14 protein-coding genes are annotated in these 16,911 nt (G+C 74.4%); 8 read left to right on the top strand and 6 right to left on the bottom strand.

Translation table 11 applies throughout. From position 1 onward, the window contains the following. The first annotated feature begins 115 nt into the window (after positions 1-115). Positions 116-715: a short chain dehydrogenase gene (locus ACZ6EM_RS17865; RefSeq protein ID WP_465772722.1), complete on the top strand. Its 600-nt coding sequence runs from the start codon at positions 116-118 to the stop codon at positions 713-715. A 28-nt stretch (positions 716-743) separates the two neighbouring features. Here ACZ6EM_RS17865 and ACZ6EM_RS17860 read toward each other — a convergent pair whose 3' ends face one another. Continuing rightward, positions 744-1,739, bottom strand: a complete 996-nt coding sequence (locus ACZ6EM_RS17860) for a LysR family transcriptional regulator (RefSeq protein WP_452178081.1) — start codon at positions 1,737-1,739, stop codon at positions 744-746. Between the two features lie 304 nt (positions 1,740-2,043). On the opposite strand from ACZ6EM_RS17860, the gene snpA (ACZ6EM_RS17855) reads away from it, so the two are divergent. The 4 genes from snpA (ACZ6EM_RS17855) to ACZ6EM_RS17840 all read left to right on the top strand — a co-directional run bounded on the left by snpA (ACZ6EM_RS17855) (position 2,044) and on the right by ACZ6EM_RS17840 (position 6,758). Further along, positions 2,044-2,697 carry a snapalysin gene (snpA, locus tag ACZ6EM_RS17855; RefSeq protein WP_465772721.1) on the top strand — a complete coding sequence of 218 codons (654 nt, stop codon included), beginning with the start codon at positions 2,044-2,046 and terminating at the stop codon, positions 2,695-2,697. A gap of 312 nt (positions 2,698-3,009) precedes the next feature. Then, entirely contained in the window at positions 3,010-3,633 is a 624-nt protein-coding gene (snpA, locus tag ACZ6EM_RS17850; RefSeq protein ID WP_359901799.1) for a snapalysin, read from the top strand. A gap of 207 nt (positions 3,634-3,840) precedes the next feature. Beyond that, positions 3,841-4,500 carry a pentapeptide repeat-containing protein gene (locus ACZ6EM_RS17845; RefSeq protein ID WP_401048512.1) on the top strand — a complete coding sequence of 220 codons (660 nt, stop codon included), beginning with the start codon at positions 3,841-3,843 and terminating at the stop codon, positions 4,498-4,500. 179 nt (positions 4,501-4,679) lie between these two features. Continuing rightward, positions 4,680-6,758 carry a phosphocholine-specific phospholipase C gene (locus tag ACZ6EM_RS17840; protein WP_465772720.1) on the top strand — a complete coding sequence of 693 codons (2,079 nt, stop codon included), beginning with the start codon at positions 4,680-4,682 and terminating at the stop codon, positions 6,756-6,758. 87 nt (positions 6,759-6,845) lie between these two features. On the opposite strand, the gene ACZ6EM_RS17835 is transcribed toward ACZ6EM_RS17840, so the two are convergent. Together ACZ6EM_RS17835 and ACZ6EM_RS17830 are read right to left on the bottom strand one after the other, a co-directional pair. Beyond that, a complete protein-coding gene (locus ACZ6EM_RS17835) occupies positions 6,846-7,385 on the bottom strand; it encodes a carboxymuconolactone decarboxylase family protein (RefSeq protein WP_359901790.1) in 540 nt (179 codons plus the stop codon). A 119-nt stretch (positions 7,386-7,504) separates the two neighbouring features. After that, positions 7,505-8,311: a phosphoribosyl-dephospho-CoA transferase MdcG domain-containing protein gene (locus ACZ6EM_RS17830; protein ID WP_452178084.1), complete on the bottom strand. Its 807-nt coding sequence runs from the start codon at positions 8,309-8,311 to the stop codon at positions 7,505-7,507. A gap of 188 nt (positions 8,312-8,499) precedes the next feature. Between ACZ6EM_RS17830 and ACZ6EM_RS17825 the strand changes: the two genes are divergently transcribed. Next, positions 8,500-8,712 carry a hypothetical protein gene (locus tag ACZ6EM_RS17825; protein ID WP_359901784.1) on the top strand — a complete coding sequence of 71 codons (213 nt, stop codon included), beginning with the start codon at positions 8,500-8,502 and terminating at the stop codon, positions 8,710-8,712. A gap of 9 nt (positions 8,713-8,721) precedes the next feature. Here ACZ6EM_RS17825 and ACZ6EM_RS17820 read toward each other — a convergent pair whose 3' ends face one another. After that, on the bottom strand, positions 8,722-11,943 hold the full coding sequence (locus tag ACZ6EM_RS17820) for a S41 family peptidase (RefSeq protein WP_452178085.1): 3,222 nt from the start codon (positions 11,941-11,943) through the stop codon (positions 8,722-8,724). Between the two features lie 200 nt (positions 11,944-12,143). On the opposite strand from ACZ6EM_RS17820, the gene ACZ6EM_RS17815 reads away from it, so the two are divergent. Both ACZ6EM_RS17815 and ACZ6EM_RS17810 read left to right on the top strand, forming a co-directional pair. After that, complete coding sequence (locus ACZ6EM_RS17815; protein WP_465772719.1) at positions 12,144-13,850, top strand: chitinase; 1,707 nt, start codon at positions 12,144-12,146, stop codon at positions 13,848-13,850. A gap of 95 nt (positions 13,851-13,945) precedes the next feature. After that, positions 13,946-15,169 (top strand): MFS transporter, encoded by a 1,224-nt coding sequence (locus tag ACZ6EM_RS17810; protein WP_465772718.1) that lies wholly within the window; start codon positions 13,946-13,948, stop codon positions 15,167-15,169. Here ACZ6EM_RS17810 and ACZ6EM_RS17805 read toward each other — a convergent pair. Both ACZ6EM_RS17805 and ACZ6EM_RS17800 read right to left on the bottom strand, forming a co-directional pair. Further along, a complete protein-coding gene (locus ACZ6EM_RS17805; RefSeq protein WP_452178089.1) occupies positions 15,147-15,776 on the bottom strand; it encodes a DJ-1/PfpI family protein in 630 nt (209 codons plus the stop codon). The genes ACZ6EM_RS17810 and ACZ6EM_RS17805 overlap by 23 nt on opposite strands. Then, a complete protein-coding gene (locus ACZ6EM_RS17800) occupies positions 15,776-16,747 on the bottom strand; it encodes a GlxA family transcriptional regulator (RefSeq protein ID WP_452178090.1) in 972 nt (323 codons plus the stop codon). The genes ACZ6EM_RS17805 and ACZ6EM_RS17800 overlap by 1 nt, the downstream gene beginning before the upstream one ends. Positions 16,748-16,911: the final 164 nt, after the last annotated feature.

Raw genomic sequence — 16,911 nt, 5'->3', positions numbered from 1 at the left:
GAGCATAGTCCCTGCCCAAGCGGCATTTCCGGGGACCGGGCGTGATCCGTAGTGTCACAGGTACCCGGGGCCGTTCCCGGGATTCGGTCCCGAGATGTGATGGACGGTGTGGGTCATGAGGATTCTTCTGGTCGGTGCGAGCGGAACGCTGGGCAGTGCGGTGCGCCGGGCGCTCGCGGAGCGCGGCCACGAGGTGATCGGCGTGGGCCGCACGGGCGGGGACCTGGTGGCCGACGTCACCGACCCGGAAGCGGTGGCCAGGCTGTACGCGCAGGCGGGCCCGCTGGACGCGGTCGCGGTCGCGGCGGGCGAGGCCGTGTTCAAACCGCTCGGCGAGCTGACCGCCGGCGATGTCGCGGCGACGTTCCGCGGCAAGGCGCTGAGCCAGTTGGAGCTGGTCCGCCAGGGCGCCTCCCAGGTGGCCAGGACCGGCTCGTTCACGCTGGTCAGCGGGATCCTCACCGAGGAGCCGATCGTGGCCGGGGCTGCCGCATCCGCGGCGAACGGTGCCGTCGAGGCGTTCGTACGAGCCGCCGCGATCGAACTCCCGCCCCAGCGGATCAACGCGGTGAGCCCGACCGTGGTCGAGGAGTCCCTGCCCGCCTACGGGCCCTTCTTCCCCGGCATGGAGGCGGTGCCCGCCGCCCGGGTGGCGACAGCGTACGTCCGCTCGATCGATGGCTCGCAGACCGGCCAGATCTACCGGGTCCGCTAGAAGAAGCCGGGCCAGGTCCGCGATTCGGTCACCGCGAAGTGCGGGACTGGCCGACCCGCTCCAGCAGTACCGGCTCGTGCCGGGCCAGCCAGTCCAGGTAGGCGGGGTTCACCTTGGCCAGATCCAGGTAGGCGGCCCGCAGTTCGCCGTAGAGCGCGTCCAGCGCGGGCGGGCTGAGCACGCGCGGACGCCAGGTGAACAGCAGCCGGACGGTCAGCGGGTCCCCGTGCACCGGGCGGACCACCGTGCCGGGCCCGGGCAGCGAGGTCGGCTGGCAGGGGCGGACGGCCTCGCCGGAGGCGACCAGCTCGGCGGCGGTGGCGTTGTCCCGCACCTGTACCACCCGGGGGTTGAGCCCGGCCTCGCTGAACACCCGGCGCATCGCCGCGTACTCGTGGTCGGCGGTCGGGTCGACCATCCAGGTGTCCTCGGCGAGGTCGGCCAGGTGGACGACCGGCCGGGCGGCGGCCGGGTGTCCGGCCGCGAGCGCGACGAACTGCGGCTCCCGGGCCATCAGCACCCGCTGCTCGGCGTCCGGCGGCACCCGCAGCGGGAAGCCCTCGCTCTCGTACACGAAGGCCACGTCCAGCTGGTCGGCGGCGACCATCCGCAGCAGCGCGCTGGCCGAGACGTCCACGTGGATGGTGGTGTCGGTGTCCGGCAGCCGCTCGTGCACCCGGCGCAGCCAGGCCGCGACCGCCCGGCTGCCGACGCTGCCGATCCGCAGCCGCCGTTGCCGGCCGGGCCCGGCCGCGTCCCGGGCCTCCTGGCGGGCGGCGGTCACCAGGGCGGCCATCTCGGTGATCACCGGCCGGGCCCGGGAGAGCACCGAGTGACCGAGCGCGGTCGGCCTGCTGCCGGTCTGCTCGCGGGTGAACAGGGCGCCGCCGATGGCCCGTTCGATCCGGTGCAGCTGGGTGGTGAGGGAGGGCTGGGTCATGCCGAGCTGGAGCGCGGCCTTGCGGAGGCTGCCGCTGTCGGCGATCGCGCACAGCACCCGGAGGTGTCTCACGTCGAGCTCCACGTCCGGAGCATAGACGCCGCCGCACCGCCTCGCCAAGGACATGACAGGCATTCAAGGGCGTGCCGAAGGGCCGGTCGGCGGACCGACCGGCGGACCGACCCGACGCGGCGGCGTGGCGGACCCGGCCGCTATGCGGCCGAGCTATCGCCGGTTGGCATCATCCGCGAGGGCCCCGGGCGGGTCGAAGCTCGGGGACAGCAACCCGCCCCGGTCACCGCCGGGACGGCCCCCACCGTGCACCGCCCCCGGGCCCGGCCCCCACCGGCCCCGGTGCGGCGGCGCACCGCGAAACCGGAGCCCCCGCATGAAGCGATCCGTGCTGTCCGCCGCCCTGGGCCTGGCCCTCGCGGCCGGCCTCGCGACCCTGCCCGCCACCGTGGCCGCCGCGGCCCCGGCCGCCCCGGCCGCCCCGGCCGCCGTCCAGGGCTACACCCCCTCGACGTACGCCGGCTCGGCCGCGGAGACCGCGGACAACCAGGCCTTCTTCCACGCCGTGATGGCCTCGGCCAAGGCCCGGCAGGCCGCGAACCCGTGGCTGCTGACCGTCACCGTCACCTACGACACCGCGAACGCGCCCTCCTTCACCGGCCAGATATCCCAGGCCGCGCAGATCTGGAACAGCTCGGTGCGCAACGTGCGGCTCCAGGAGACCGGCGGCAGCGGCGACTTCTCGTACGACGAGGGCAGCGACAGCCGCGGCTCCTACGCCAGCACCGACGGCCACGGCCACGGCTACGTCTTCCTCGACTACCAGCAGAACCAGCAGTACAGCTCGGTGCGCGTGGTGGCGCACGAGACCGGGCACGTGCTCGGCCTGCCCGACGACTACTCCGGTCCGTGCAGCGAGCTGATGTCGGGCGGCGGCCCCGGCCCGTCCTGCACCAACCCGTACCCCGACGGCGACGAGCGCGGCCAGGTCGACTCCCTCTGGGAGAACGGACTCGCGGCGCGGAACTGACCCGGCCCGCAGGCGGGTTCGGAGCGGCGGGCCGCCCGGCCGGAATCGGGCGGCCCGCCGCACCGGGTACTTCCCCGAACGGGAGCCTAGTCGCCGCCGGAACGGAATGCCAGGGGAACGATTGAGTCAAGGCCAGGAAAAGGCGACTCAATTCGGCCCCATCACAGGGGTATTGGACGGTGCTATCGCGGGTTGGCATCATCCGCGCACGCACCGGGTTGCCCGAAGCTCTGGGGACACCACCCGTTGACCAGGTGTTCCCCCGGGCCGGCCCCCAACCGGCCACGTCACCTCAGGAATCGGAGCCCCCACATGAAGCGATCCGTGCTGTCCGCCACCCTCGGCCTCGCCCTCGCGGCCGGCCTCGCCGTCCTGCCCACCACGGCCGCCGCCGCGGCCCCGGCCGCCCCGGCCGTGCAGGGCTACACCGCCTCGACGTACGCCGGCTCGGCCGCGGAGGCCGCGAACAACCAGGCCTTCTTCCAGGCCGTGATGGCCTCCGCCAAGGCCAAGCAGGCCGCCAACCCGGGCCTGGCGACCGTCACCGTCACCTACGACGCCAGCTCCGCCCCGTCCTTCCGCAACCAGATATCCCAGGCCGCGCAGATCTGGAACGGTTCGGTCGCCAACGTCCAGTTGCGGTCCGGCTCGGCCGCCGACTTCCGCTACTACGAGGGCAACGACAGCCGCGGCTCCTACGCCAGCACCGACGGCCACGGGCGCGGCTACGTCTTCCTCGACTACCAGCAGAACCAGCAGTACAGCTCGGTGCGTGTGGTGGCGCACGAGACCGGGCACGTGCTCGGCCTGCCGGACCACTACTCCGGTCCGTGCAGCGAGCTGATGTCGGGCGGCGGCCCCGGCACCTCCTGCACCAACCCGTACCCGAACAGCGCCGAGCGCACTCGCGTCAACTCGCTCTGGGTGCGCGGCTGACCCGAGCGGTGAACGCCCCGGACCGGCCGCGCCGAGGCGGCCGGTCCGGGGCGCCGCCGTGTCGGGGAGGCGTCGGGCGCTGCTGCCGGGCGACGCCGGGTGCCGGGCGTCGTCGCTGCCGGGCGTTGTCGGTGCCGGGCGTTGTCGGTGCCGCGTGCGAGCATGCGGGCGAGACCCCTCCGCCCCCGACCGTCAGGAGCCACCGCCATGTCCCGTGCCGTCCCCGACCGGCTCGCCGACCTCCCGTACGCCGAGCTGCTGCGCCCGCACACCGGGCCGCTGCGCAGCGACGAGCGGTACGACACCGCGCACTTCGACGGGGGCGAGCACACCGACGAGTCGGGTGCCGGGGCGGCCTTCCTGGAGTGCGCCTTCACCGGTGTCGCGCTCAGCGGGGTCAAGCTGCGCCAGGCCCGGTTCAACGAGGTGTGGGTGCAGGCCGGCCGCTGGGTCGCCTGCGACCTGAGCGACTCCGAGTGGCAGGACAGCTCCTTCGCGGGCGGGGTGCTCGCCGGGGTCGCCGGGTACGGCGCGGCGCTGCGCCGGGTGGTGTTCCGGGGCTGCAAGCTGGAGGCGGTCAACCTGCGCTCGGCGGTCCTGCGGGACGTCGTGTTCGAGGACTGCCTGCTGCGCGACGTGGACTTCGGCGGGGCGAAGCTGACCGGGGTGTCCTTCCCCGGCTCGACCCTGGAGGAGGTCCGGTTGCGCGGCGCGACGCTGAGCCGGACGGACCTGCGCGGAGCCGTCCGGCTCGGCCTGGCCGACGGCCACCAGGGGCTGCGCGGCGCGGTCATCAGCTCCCTCCAACTGATGGAGCTGGCACCGCAGTTCGCTCACGCGCTGGGGATCGAGGTCAAGGACCGCTGAGCACCCGGCCCCCTTCGCCCGTTCAGCCGGGCGTCGCTCGGTGACGCCCCGACGAACAGTCCGCCAATCCTGTCGCACGCATCTGGTGGGCCGCTTCGCGCGCGGTGGAGACTGCTGCGCGATCGAGTGAGCTCCGACTTGTGTGCACAACATCGCCAGCGAAGGGACGGGCCGGGCTGATGGCCGAGTTGAGTCGTAGGAAGTTCGTCACGCTGTCCGGTGCCGCCGCGGCGGGCCTCGCGGTGGCCGGCACCGGTGCCGCCGCGGGGGCCGCCCCGGGCGGCACGGCCGCGACCGCCGCCACCACCGCGCTCGGCACGACCGGCACCATCACCGACGCCCAGCACGTGGTGATCCTGATGCAGGAGAACCGCAGCTTCGACCACTACTTCGGCACGCTGCGCGGCGTGCGCGGCTTCGCCGACCGCAGCGCGATCCAGATATCCGGCGGCTACAGCGTCTTCAACCAGCCCAACGGCCTGTTCGGCCGCCAGTACCCGTGGCAGTTCAGCCAGACCAAGCCGGCCGGCGGTGCCGACCCCGAGCGCCTCGCCCAGTGCAACGGGGACCTCAGCCACGGCTGGTCCGACCAGCACAAGGCCTGGAACGGCGGAAAGCTGGACTCCTGGGTCGCCGCCAAGGGCAACGTCCGCACGCTCGGCTTCCTGACCCGCCAGGACATCCCGTTCCACTACGCGCTGGCCGAGAACTGGACCATCTGCGACGCCTACCACTGCTCCGTGCTGAGCGCGACCGGCCCCAACCGCACCTACCACTGGTCCGGACAGATCGACCCGTCCGGCGCCGCGGGCGGCCCGGCCTACGACGGCGGCGACGAGAAGGGCCTGCGCTGGCAGACCTACGCCGAGGCGCTGGAGACGGCGGGCGTCAGCTGGAAGGTCTACCAGAACGCCGCCGACAACTACGGCGACAACGCCCTGGCGTACTTCACCAACTTCACCGGCGCCCCGGCCGGCAGCCCGCTGGCGGTCAAGGGCATGGGCTCGGTGCCCAAGGTCACCGGGAGGACCCCGGACGACATCGCCGCCGCGATCAAGGCCGATGTGCTGGCCGGCACCCTCCCGCAGGTCTCCTGGATCGTCGCCGACCAGGCCTCCTCCGAGCACCCGTACGCCACCCCGGCCGACGGCGCGCACTTCGTCCACATGGTGATAGACGCGCTCAACGCGGACCCGAACGTCTTCAACTCCACCGTGCTGTTCCTCAACTACGACGAGAACGACGGCTTCTTCGACCACGTCCCGCCGCCGGCCGCCCCGGCCGGCACCCCGGGCGAGTTCTACAACGGCACCAACATCGGCCTCGGCTTCCGCGTCCCGCTGATCGCCGTCTCGCCCTGGACCCGCGGCGGCTGGGTCAACTCCGAGACCTTCGACCACACCTCGGTGCTGCGCTTCCTGGAGGTCTGGACGGCCGCCCTCGGCAAGCCCGCCACCTGTCCCAGCATCAGCGACTGGCGCCGCCGCGTCTGCGGCGACCTGACCAGCGTGTTCGACTTCGCCCACCCGGTGTACGGCCTGCCCGCGCTGCCCGACACCTCGCAGACCATCGGCCTGTCCGCCTGCGGCCCGCTGCCCAACCCGGCCCCGGTGAACAACCAGCTGCCGGTGCAGGAGTCCGGTACCCGGCCCGCGCGCGCCCTGCCGTACCAGCCGAACGCCAACCTGGACCACTGGGACGCCGACGCCGGCGGCGTCATGCACGTCTGGGTGAAGATGACCAACGACGGCGCCGCCCGGGCCTCCCACTTCGCCGCCTACGCCAACGCCTACCGCAGCGGCGGCCCCTGGCAGTACACCGTCGACTCCGGCAGCCCCGTCACCGACTTCTTCAACTGCGGCACCAACGGCTTCGGCAACGGCAAGTACGACCTGACCGTCGTCGGCCCGAACCGCTTCCTGCGCCGCTTCACCGGCGACCTCACCAAGGCGGGCAGGAACGCGGCCGTCACCGCCTCGTACGCGGTCGAGCCGGGGACGGGGAAGCTCGCGCTCCGGTTCGAGCTGGCCAACTCCGGCAGCACGGCGGTGACCTTCACCATCGCCTCGAACAACTACCGGACGGACGGCCCCTGGACGTACCAGGTCCCGGCCGGCGGCAGCGTCAGCGACTTCTTCAACGCGGTCGCGTACAACAACGGCTGGTACGACTTCACCGTCACGGTGGACGCCGACAGCAGCTGGTCCCAGCGCTTCACCGGCCACCTGGAGACGGGTGCGGCGAGCGTCACCGGCTGACGGCCGAACGCACCGGGCGCGGCGCGCGAACGCCGCCGGGCGGCGTCGTCCGAGGACGGCGCCGCCCGGCGGTCCGGTCCCCGCTGCTCAGTTCCCGCGGGCGTAGCCGGAGTCGACGATCCGCTTCGCGCCCTCGGCGTAGTAGCCCGGGTCCTCGGGAAGGTCGGTGGCCAGGCCGTCGACGTACCGGTTGTACATGCAGAACGCGGCGGCGATCAGCACGGTGTCGTGGATCTCGGTGTCACCGGCGCCGGCCGCGCGGGCGGCGGCCACCGCCTCCTTCGAAACCGGCGCGGCCTGCTTCTGCACCTCCGCCGCGATCCGCAGCAGGGCCCGCATCCGCTCCGTGAGCGGCGCGGCCGAGGGATCGGTCAGGGCCGCCTTCACCAGGTCCTCGCCGCCGTCCAACTGCGCCGCGGCGAAGGCACTGTGGGAGCCCTCGCAGAAGCGGGTGCCGTTGAGCCGGGAGACGTAGGCGGCGACCAGCTCGCGCTCGCCCCGGCTCATCGGGGCCGGGTCCCGCAGCAGCGCGTTGGCGAGCATCCCCAGCGGGGCCGCGGTGTCCGGGCGCAGCGCCAGCAGCCCGCTGATTCCCGGCTGTCCGTTGTCGATGGTGATGTGCGGCACGGGGCAACTCCCTTGTCCGGGACGGTCGGAGGACGCTCCATCGTCCCGGGTGCCGCGCCCTCGCGCCAACTCCGAGATTGCCCCGGCCCCGGCGGGAGCCGCCCGACCGGTCCGGCCGCTCAGACGAACGGGCCCCGGGGGAACCACGGGTCACGGACCTCGCGGGGGCCGTCCGGGGTGAGCAGGGTGAGGCTGTGGGCGCCGGAGGCGTACTCGGCCAGCTGGACCGAGCCGTGCCGGGTCTCCAGCTCGGCCTGCACGGGGACCGGCAGCTTGGTCAGCGCCCGCCGCAGCTGCAGGGCGTCGCGCCGGCTGATCGGCTGCGGGCAGCGCAGCACCAGCCGCAGCGGGCTGAGCGGTCCGCTCACCGGCACCCCGCTGCCCAGCTCGTAGCCGACCGCGCCGATCGGGCCCCAGGGCAGCCGGTGGTCCGCCACCAGCCGGCCGACCTCCGGCAGCAGGGCCAGCGCCGGAATGCCGGCCAGCCGTTCGGGGGCCAGCCGTTCGCGCCGTTCGACCAGCTGCTCGGGCCGCAGCGTCCGGGCCACCGCCGCCCAGGGGGCCAGCGCGTCCATCCGCTGTCCGGGGCGCGGGCCGCGCACGGTGACCGGGAACCACAGTTCGGGCGCCGCCTCCGGGTCCCGGGTGCAGCGCTGCGGGTGCGGGAGGTCCACCGGGTTGCCGACCACGGCGGGTGCCCGGCCGACCGTCACCCAGGGGTGCGCCCGCAGCACCGCCCGCGCCCACGGCGGCAGCTCGCCGCCGGCGAGGGGCCGCAGCGAGCTGGGGCACTGCATCAGCAGCAGGTCGTGCGCGCCGGGCAGCCGGCCGTCCAGCGCGGCCAGCGGGCCGACCCGCCGGCGCGGTCCGTCGTGCGGGTCCTCGGCGGTGCGCCGGGCGTGGCTTCCGGGATGTGCGACGGTCACAGCGGGCTCCAGAGGGTGGCGTCGATTTCGCCGACGGCCCCAATCTGCGCCCGGCCGAGGGCCCGCGGCTACGGTCCTTGGGCGCGTCCACCAGGGACCAAAGGCTCAAGGTGCGCCCGTGGGCACCCGGTGTGAGAGTGGGGGCAGCCCGGTCTTCCGACCTCCCGTCCACCCCGTTTGGAGGAGTCATGGGCATCTTCGACAGGTTGTTCCACCGGCCGCAGCACGAGTCCACCGGGCAGGAGGCCGCCCAGCGCGCCGCCCTCGCCCACGACGAGGCCGCCGACGCGTACGGCAACGACGTCGAGCGGACCCGGGAGCAGCAGGAACGGCTCGCCCAGGAGGAGGACGACCGGCGCGCCGCCGAGAACATGACCGCCGAGGGCGACCCCTGGGGCTGAGCCCGGGGATCACCCCGCACGCGGCGGCAGCGGCGGTCGCCGCAGGTCCGGCCGGGGCGTGGACTCCGGCGGGGGCGCCGCGGCGGGCGCGTCCTCCAGCAGCTCCAGGGCCAGCTGGACGGCCGCGACCAGCTCCGGATGGCGCCCCCGGGCCCAGTCGCGCGGGGTGCGCAGCACGTGCACGTCGGGCTCGACGCCCCGGTTCTCCACCGACCAGCCCAGCCCGCCGCCGAACCAGGAGGCGTTCTTCGGCACCGAGATCTGGGTGCCGTCGCCGAGGGTGTGGCGCCCGCTCATCCCGACCACCCCGCCCCAGGTGCGGGTGCCGATCACCGGGCCGAGCCCGAGCAGCTTGATCGCCGCGATGATCACGTCGCCGTCCGAGCTGGTGGCCTCGTCGGCCAGTGCCACCAGCGGTCCGCGCGGTGCGTGCCGGGGCCAGCGCACCGGTCGGCGGTCCCGGCTGAAGTCCCAGGCCAGGACGTGCCGGGAGAGTTTCTCCAGCACCAGTTCGGAGACGTTGCCGCCGGCGTTGCCGCGGACGTCCAGGACCAGCGCGGGCTTGTCCAGCTCGCGCCGCAGGTCCCGGTTGAACTGTGCCCAGCCGGAGCCGCCGAGGTCCGGGATGTGCAGGTAGCCGCACCGCCCGTCGCTGAACTCCCGCACCAGGGCGCGTCGTCTGGTCACCCAGTCCTGGTAGCGGATGGGCCGCTCGTCGGTCAGCGGGGTGATCACGATCCGCCGCACCGGGCCGTCCGGGCCGCTGCGCAGGGCCAGTTCGAGCGTGCTGCCGCCGGTGCCGGCCAGCAGCGGCAGCGGTCCGCGCAGCGGGTCCACCGGGCGGCCGCCGATCTCCAGGAACTCGTCGCCGTCCCGGACGCCCTGGGCGGCCAGTGGGGCGCGGGCGCGCGGGTCGGAGGTCTCGCCGGGCAGCACCCGGTCGACCAGCCAGCGGCCGTCGGGGGCGTGGCGGGCGTTGGCGCCGAGCAGGCCGAGCGGCTGCTGGGCGAGCGTGGGGCCCTCGGCGCGCCGGGACGGGGTGACGTAGGCGTGCGAGGTGCCGAGTTCGCCGAGGAGTTCGCGCAGCAGGTCGGCGAAGTCGTCGGGGGAGCAGACCCGGTCCAGCAGCGGCTCGTACTGGGCGACCAGCGCGGGCCAGTCCAGGCCGGACATCCGCTCGTCCCAGAACTGGTCCCGGACGATCCGGGCCGCCTCGTGGTAGGCCTGGCGCCACTCGGCGGCCGGGTGCACGGTGTGGGTGATCCGGCGCAGGTCGACGGTGGTCCCGGCGGAGGGGGCGCCGACCGGGATCACCCGCAGCGTCCCGGCCGAGTAGACCGCGATCGAGCCGCCGTCCCCGGAGACCGCGTAGCCGTCCAGCTTGTCGACCACGGTGCTGCGGGTGCCCCGGGCCAGGTCGAAGTGCTCCAGCGAGGGGCGGCCCGAGGTGTCCTCCGGGCTGGCGAAGGTCTGGCCGAGGGTGCCGGAGATCGGCCAGCGCAGCCAGACCAGGCCGCCGCGCACCGCGTCGGTGGCCGAGTACTTGGAGGCGATCACCGGGAACTGGAGCAGCCGCTCGCCGATGCCGTCCGGGTCGACCCGGACGGTGCCGTCGCCGTCGTGGTGCGGGGCGCCGTCCTCGGCCGGGGCGGAGAACGGCGAGGGGGTGTCGGCGGCGAGCGGGACGAGGTACGGGCGGCAGCCGAGCGGGAAGGAGAGGTCGCCGGTGTGCACGTCGTGGACCGGGTCGAAGCCGCGCCAGGACAGGAAGGCCAGGTAGCGGCCGTCCCGGGTGAACACCGGCTGCTCGTCCTCGAACCGGCCGTCGGTGACGTCGGTGGTCGAGGACGGCGCGTCGGTGCGGGTGAGCCGGATGCGGCGCAGTGAACGCCCGGCGACCGGCTCGGACCAGGCGATCCAGTGCGAGTCGGGAGAGAAGCGGGCGCTGGAGACCGGCCCGTAGCCGGAGGCGGCCAGTTCGCGCACCTCGCCGTCGGCGGCGCGGACCAGCAGCAGTCGTCCGTCCGAGGTGGTGGCGGCGAGCCGGCTGCCGTCGGGGGAGGCGGTGAGCTCCAGGACGCGGCCGATCCGTCCGGCGGCGAGCACCCGGTGGTGGTGCTTCCGCGGCCCGGCGTGGCCCGGAGGTTCGGCGTGGCCGGGCAGCGGCATCACCTCGATCGCGTCGGCGCCCTCGGCGTCGGTGATCCAGGCCGCCTCGCCGGTGTGTCCGAGCACCACCGGCAGCCGGGTGCGCACTCCGGGGGTGTCGGCGAGCGCGCGGGCCGGGCCGTCCTTGTGGGTGAGCCAGTACTGGCTGCCGCGTACGGTGATCACCCCGGCCCGGCCGGTCTGGTCGCAGGCGAGGTCCTTGACCTGGCTCGCGGCGCCGACCTGGTACGGGCGGCGGCCGGCCCGGGCGCCGCCGAGCGGGACGCGCAGCCGGTGCGGGGCGGGAGCGTCCAGGCCGTCCAGCAGCCAGAGGTCGCCGGCGTGCTGGTAGACGATCCGGGTGCCGTCGGTGGCGGCCTCGCGGGCGTAGTAGGAGGCGTGGTCGGTGTGGCGGCGCAGGTCGGTGCCGTCGGGGCGGCAGGAGTAGAGGTTGCCGATGCCCTCGTGGTCGGAGAGGAAGGCGACCCGGCCGGCGACCGGCATGGGGGCGGCGAGGTGCCCGGTGTGCTCGGGCAGGATCCGCTCGCCGTCCACCCAGAGCCGGCCGGTGGCGCCGCCCCGGTAGCGCTTCCAGGCGGCGGGCGCGTGCGGGGCGGCGCCGGTGAGCAGCACGGTCCGTTCGTGGTTCATCTGGGCGTCGCCGACCGGCCCCCAGGGCATCCGGCGACCGGGGGAGCCGTCCGGCGGCAGGGCGTGCGCCCAGGTGTAGTGGCCGAAGGGCTCGTGGTAGGAGGTGACGGCCAGGACCTCGCCGTTCGGCAGCCAGCCGCGCACCCGGGTGTCCTGGCTGCCCCAGAAGCTGAGCCGGCTCGCCTGGCCGCCGTCGACCGGGGCGGTCCACACCTCGGGGGTGAGGCCGAGCCAGCTGGTCCAGGCGAGGGTGGTGCCGTCGGGGGAGATGCGGGGGTCGCTGACCCGGGTGCGGTCGCAGCCGACCCGCCAGGCCCGGCCGGTGCCGGCGCCGTCGGCGTCCAGCGGGGCGATCCAGACGTCGTCCTCGGCGGTGAAGGTGAGCAGGCCGCCGTGCAGGTGGGGGTGGCGGAGGTAGCCGGGCGGGGTCACCCCTCCATCCTTCGACGGGGTGTCACCCCCGGCAACCGGAGAAGCCGGGAACCGGTCTGGACCATTGACACCGCCCGGTCGAATCCACTTCAGTGGTCTAGTCCAACTTGGGTGCCAGGCCGGGCCGTTCCCCCCACTGGCGCGTGCTCCGGCGTGCCCTCGGACGTCCCCCACGACCGCGCCATCGCAGGAGCGCCCGCATGCGCAGAACACCCGTCCCCGGAACCCCGGTCACGAGCCGCCGCGCGGCCCTCGCCGCCGGTACCGCCTCCGCCGTCGCCGCAGCCGCCCTGGTCGGCGCCACACTGGGCCTGGCCCCCGCCGCCTCGGCCGGCGAATTCCTGGCCAACGGCGGCTTCGAGTCCGGCTCGCTCGGTCCCTGGAGCTGCACCGGCAACTCCGGCAGCGTCGTCACCGGCCCGGTGCACGGCGGCAGCCGCGCGCTCGCCGCGGCCGCCACGGCCGGCGACACCGCCCAGTGCGGCCAGACCGTCACCGTCGCCCCGAACACCACCTACACACTCAGCGCCTTCGTCAACGGCTCGTACGTCTACCTGGGCGTGGACGGCGGCGGCCCGAGCACCTGGACGCCCGGCACCGGCGGCGCGTACCAGAAGCTCAGCCTCAGCTTCACCACCGGTGCGAGCCAGACCAGCGCCACCGTCTACACCCACGGCTGGTACGGCCAGGGCACCTACTACGCGGACGACATCTCGCTGGACGGCCCCGGCGCGCCCAGCCCGACGCCCACGCCGACACCCACCGCGACCGCCTCGCCGACCGCGACCCCGACGGGCACCCCGACCGGAACGCCCACCGGAACGCCCACCGGGACCCCGACCGGGACCCCGACCGGGACCCCCACGGGCACGCCCACCAGCCCGCCCGCCGGCAGCCACACCCTGGTCGGCTACCTGCACGCGAGCTTCGCCAACGGCGCCGGCTACACCCGGATGGCCGACGTCCCGAACTCCTGGGACTTCATCAACCTCTCCTTCGGCGAGCCCACCTCCGTCACCTCCGGCGACATCCGCTTCAACCGCTGCCCGGCCACCGAGTGCCCGGGCGTCGAGTCGGACGACGAGTTCAAGGCCGCCATCGCCGCCAAGCGGGCCCAGGGCAAGAAGGTGCTGATCTCGATCGGCGGCCAGAACGGCCAGGTCCAGCTGACCAGCACCGCCGCCCGGGACACCTTCGTCGGCTCCGTCTCGGCGATCATCGACAAGTGGGGCCTGGACGGCCTGGACATCGACTTCGAGGGGCACTCGCTCTCCCTCAACACCGGTGACACCGACTTCAAGAACCCGACCAGCCCGGTCATCGTCAACCTGATCTCCGCGCTGAAGACCCTCAAGGCCAAGTACGGTCCGGGCTTCGTGCTGACCATGGCGCCGGAGACCTTCTTCGTCCAACTCGGCTACCAGTACTACGGATCGGGCCCCTGGGGTGGCCAGGACCCGCGGGCCGGGGCGTACCTGCCGGTCATCCACGCGCTGCGCGACGACCTCACCCTGTTGCACGTCCAGGACTACAACTCCGGCTCCATCATGGGCCTGGACAACCAGTACCACTCGATGGGCGGCGCCGACTTCCACGTCGCGATGACCGACATGCTGCTCAAGGGCTTCCCGGTGGCGGGCAACACCAACAACGTGTTCCCGGCGCTGCCCGCCTCCAAGGTCGCCATCGGCATGCCGGCCACCACCAACGCGGGCAACGGCTACGTCGCTCCGGCCGAGGTGAACAAGGCGCTCGACTGCCTGACCAAGCTGGCCAACTGCGGGACGTACGTGCCGCGTTCGGGCGCGCAGCCGAACCTGCGCGGACTGATGACCTGGTCGATCAACTGGGACCGGTTCGGCGGCCAGGAGTTCTCCAAGAACTTCAACGGCTACTTCGGGCGCTGACCCGGACGCTCCGCCGGCCCGGACGCCCCCGCGAGTCGACGCCTTCGGGGCCATGCTTGAACCTGACACCGGTGTGAGGTCCGAGCATGGTCCCCATGGCGACCACACAGCTCACAACCCCGTTACCCCGCAAGCCCTTTCCCCTGTCCGCCCTGCTCGCCCTGGCCACCGCCGTCTTCGTCACCGGTCTCACCGAGAACCTGCCCGCCGGCGTGCTGCCCGGGATGAGCGAGGCGCTCGGGGTCGGCGAGTCCGCGGCCGGGCAGACCGTCACCGTCTACGCGATCGGCTCCGCCGTCACCGCGATCCCGCTCAGCGCGGCCACCGCCGGCTGGGGCCGCAAGCGGCTGCTGCTCTCCGCGATGGCGGGCTTCGCGGTCGCCAACACCGTCACCGCGGTCTCCACCAGCTATCCGCTCACGCTGGCCGCCCGCTTCCTCGCGGGCGTCGCGGCCGGCCTGGCCTGGGCCCTGCTCGCGGGGTACGCGCGCCGGCTGGTGCCGGTCGAGCAGCAGGGGCGGGCCATGGCGGTGGCGATGGCGGGCGTGCCGGTGGCGCTGTCGCTGGGAGTGCCGGTCGGCACCTTCCTGGGGCAGGTGCTCGCCTGGTGGGTGCCCTTCCTGGCCATGACGGCCCTGGCGGTCGGCGTGATCGGCTGGATCGCGGCGCTGCTGCCGGACCAGCCCGGGCAGCCGGCCGGTGAGCGGGCGCCGGTCCGCGGGGCGCTCGCCGTGCCCGGCGTGCGGCCGGTGCTCACCGTGACCGTGCTCTTCGTGCTCGCGCACACCATCCTGTTCACCTACATCGCGCCCTTCCTGGACCGGGCCGGCCTCGGCGGCGCCACCGGCACCGTGCTGCTGGTCTTCGGGCTGGCCTCGCTGGCGAGCGTCTGGCTGATCGGCGCGCACATCCACCGCCGGCTGCGGCAGCTGACGATCGGCGCCGCGCTGCTGGTCGCGCTGACGGCGGCCGTCCTCGCGGTGCGGTCCGGCGGCGCGCCGCCGGTGTACGTCGCGGCGCTGTTCTGGGGCCTGGGCTGGGGCGGCGTCCCGACCCTGCTCCAGACCGCGCTCGGCGACGCGGGCGGGGAGCGGGCGGACGCCGCCCAGGCCGTCCTGGTGACCCTGTGGAACGCCGCGATGGCGGGCGGCGGCGTGGTCGGCGGCCTGGTCCTGAGCGGCCTGGGCACCGGCGCCCTGCCCTGGACGGTGCTCGCGCTGATGCTCCCCGTCCTCGCCGTGGCCGCCGCCGCCCGCCGCCACGCCTTCCCGCCCCGGCGGGACGCGGCCGTCGGCTCTAGCGCACCATCAGCCGGTTGACCGCCTCGACCACCTCGGGGGACGCCTTCGCCAGGGAGCCCGACGCGTACGGCGGCTGCGGGTCGTACTCGATCAGCAGCTGGATCGCCTGCGCGGTCGTGTCCCCGCTGATCACGCCGGCCAGCGTCAGGGCGAGGTCGATCCCGGCCGAGACCCCGGCGGCGACGGCGTACTTGCCGTCGATGACGACCCGCTCCGTCCCGGTCGGCTCCGCCCCGTAGCGGGGCAGCCGGTCCAGGACGCCCCAGTGGCTGGTGGCCCGGCGGCCCTTGAGCAGCCCGGCGGCGCCCAGGATCAGCGAGCCGGAGCAGACCGAGGTGGTCCAGGTGGTGGTCGCGTCCACCCGGCGCACCCAGTCGAGCACGGCCCGGTCCGTCAGCTGGGCCTCCGTCCCGGGCCCGCCGGGCACCAGCAGCAGGTCGGCCGAGTCCACCTCGTCCAGGGCGGCGTCCGCGACGAGCGCCAGGCTGCCGAGGTCGTTGCGCACCGGCCCCCGTTCGGCGGCGGTGAACACCACCTCGGCGCCGGGGATCCGGGACAGCACCTCGTACGGGCCGACCGCGTCCAGGGTGGTGAACTCGGGGTAGAGCAGGATGGCGATGCGCATCAGTGACCTCCGGTGGGTTCGGGTCGGAAGCGGCGTCGGTACTCGGCGGGCGGGGCGGCCAGGGCCCGGACGAAGGCGCGCCGCATCGCCTCCGGGGTGCCGTAGCCGCAGGAGCGCGCGATCTCCTCGATGCCGTCGTCGGTGTCCTCCAGCAGCCGCCGGGCGGCCTCCAGCCGGACCCCGTCCACGTACCGGCCGGGGGTCACCCCCACCTCGGCGGCGAAGGCCCGGGCGAAGTGCCGCGGCGACAGCGCCGACCGGCCGGCCAGCGCCTCGACCGAGAGGTCGGCCTCCGGGTGCTCGGCGATCCACCGCTGTACCTCGCGCAGCGGCCGCCGGGCCGCCACCTGGGCGGCCAGCTGGGTGCTGAACTGGGCCTGGTTGCCCGGCCGGCGCAGGAAGACCACCAGGTGGCGGGCGACCAGCAGGGCCGTTTCGCGCCCGAGGTCCTCCTCCACCAGGGCCAGCGCCAGGTCGATCCCGGCGGTGACCCCGGCCGAGGTGGCGATCCGCCCGTCCCGGACGTGGATCGGGTCCGGGTCCACCTCGACGTCCGGGAACCGCCGGGCCAGTTCCTCGCCGTAGGCCCAGTGGGTGGTCGCCCGGCGTCCGGCCAGCAGCCCGGCCTCGGCGAGCAGGAAGGCGCCGGTGCACACCGACACCACCCGCTCGGCCCGTCCGGCCAGCTCCCGGATCCGTGCCACCAGGGCCGGGTCCGGGCGCTCGGTGTCCATCCCGCCGGGAACCAGCAGGGTGTGCACCGCCCCGACCTCGGTCAGGTCCGCGTCCGGCAGCAGCCGCAGTCCGCTGTGGCTGCGCACCGGACCGCCGCCGGGGGAGGCGGTGGTCACCCGGTAGGCCGGGGGCTGCCCGGACGCCCGGCCCGCCCCCGCGAACACCTCCAGGGGACCGGTCACATCGAGGCTCTGCACGCCCTCGAAGAGGACGATGACCACGCTGTGCGCTCTCATACGGCCAGCCTCCCAACGGGGAGCGGTGGCAGCAATGACCTGCTTCCCACCTTTCCTGCCATCCGGCGCGTGCGGGGGGGGGGGGGGGGGGGGGAAAGGGGGGGGGGGGGAAGGGGGGGGGGGGGGGGGGGGGGCGGAAAAAAAGGGGGACGAAAAGGGGGCAA

Source organism: Kitasatospora sp. NPDC041917, assembly GCF_055589745.1.
This window is presented reverse-complemented; position numbering and strand designations above follow the sequence as displayed.

Coding starts and splice junctions, on each gene's coding strand:
- ACZ6EM_RS17845 (WP_401048512.1), top strand. CDS start 3,841: ATGTCCCGTGCCGTCCCCGACCGGCTCGCCGACCTCCCGTACGCCGAG.
- ACZ6EM_RS17815 (WP_465772719.1), top strand. CDS start 12,144: ATGCGCAGAACACCCGTCCCCGGAACCCCGGTCACGAGCCGCCGCGCG.
- snpA (WP_465772721.1), top strand. CDS start 2,044: ATGAAGCGATCCGTGCTGTCCGCCGCCCTGGGCCTGGCCCTCGCGGCC.
- ACZ6EM_RS17865 (WP_465772722.1), top strand. CDS start 116: ATGAGGATTCTTCTGGTCGGTGCGAGCGGAACGCTGGGCAGTGCGGTG.
- ACZ6EM_RS17840 (WP_465772720.1), top strand. CDS start 4,680: ATGGCCGAGTTGAGTCGTAGGAAGTTCGTCACGCTGTCCGGTGCCGCC.
- ACZ6EM_RS17805 (WP_452178089.1), bottom strand. CDS start 15,776: ATGCGCATCGCCATCCTGCTCTACCCCGAGTTCACCACCCTGGACGCG.
- ACZ6EM_RS17810 (WP_465772718.1), top strand. CDS start 13,946: ATGGCGACCACACAGCTCACAACCCCGTTACCCCGCAAGCCCTTTCCC.
- snpA (WP_359901799.1), top strand. CDS start 3,010: ATGAAGCGATCCGTGCTGTCCGCCACCCTCGGCCTCGCCCTCGCGGCC.
- ACZ6EM_RS17825 (WP_359901784.1), top strand. CDS start 8,500: ATGGGCATCTTCGACAGGTTGTTCCACCGGCCGCAGCACGAGTCCACC.
- ACZ6EM_RS17800 (WP_452178090.1), bottom strand. CDS start 16,747: ATGAGAGCGCACAGCGTGGTCATCGTCCTCTTCGAGGGCGTGCAGAGC.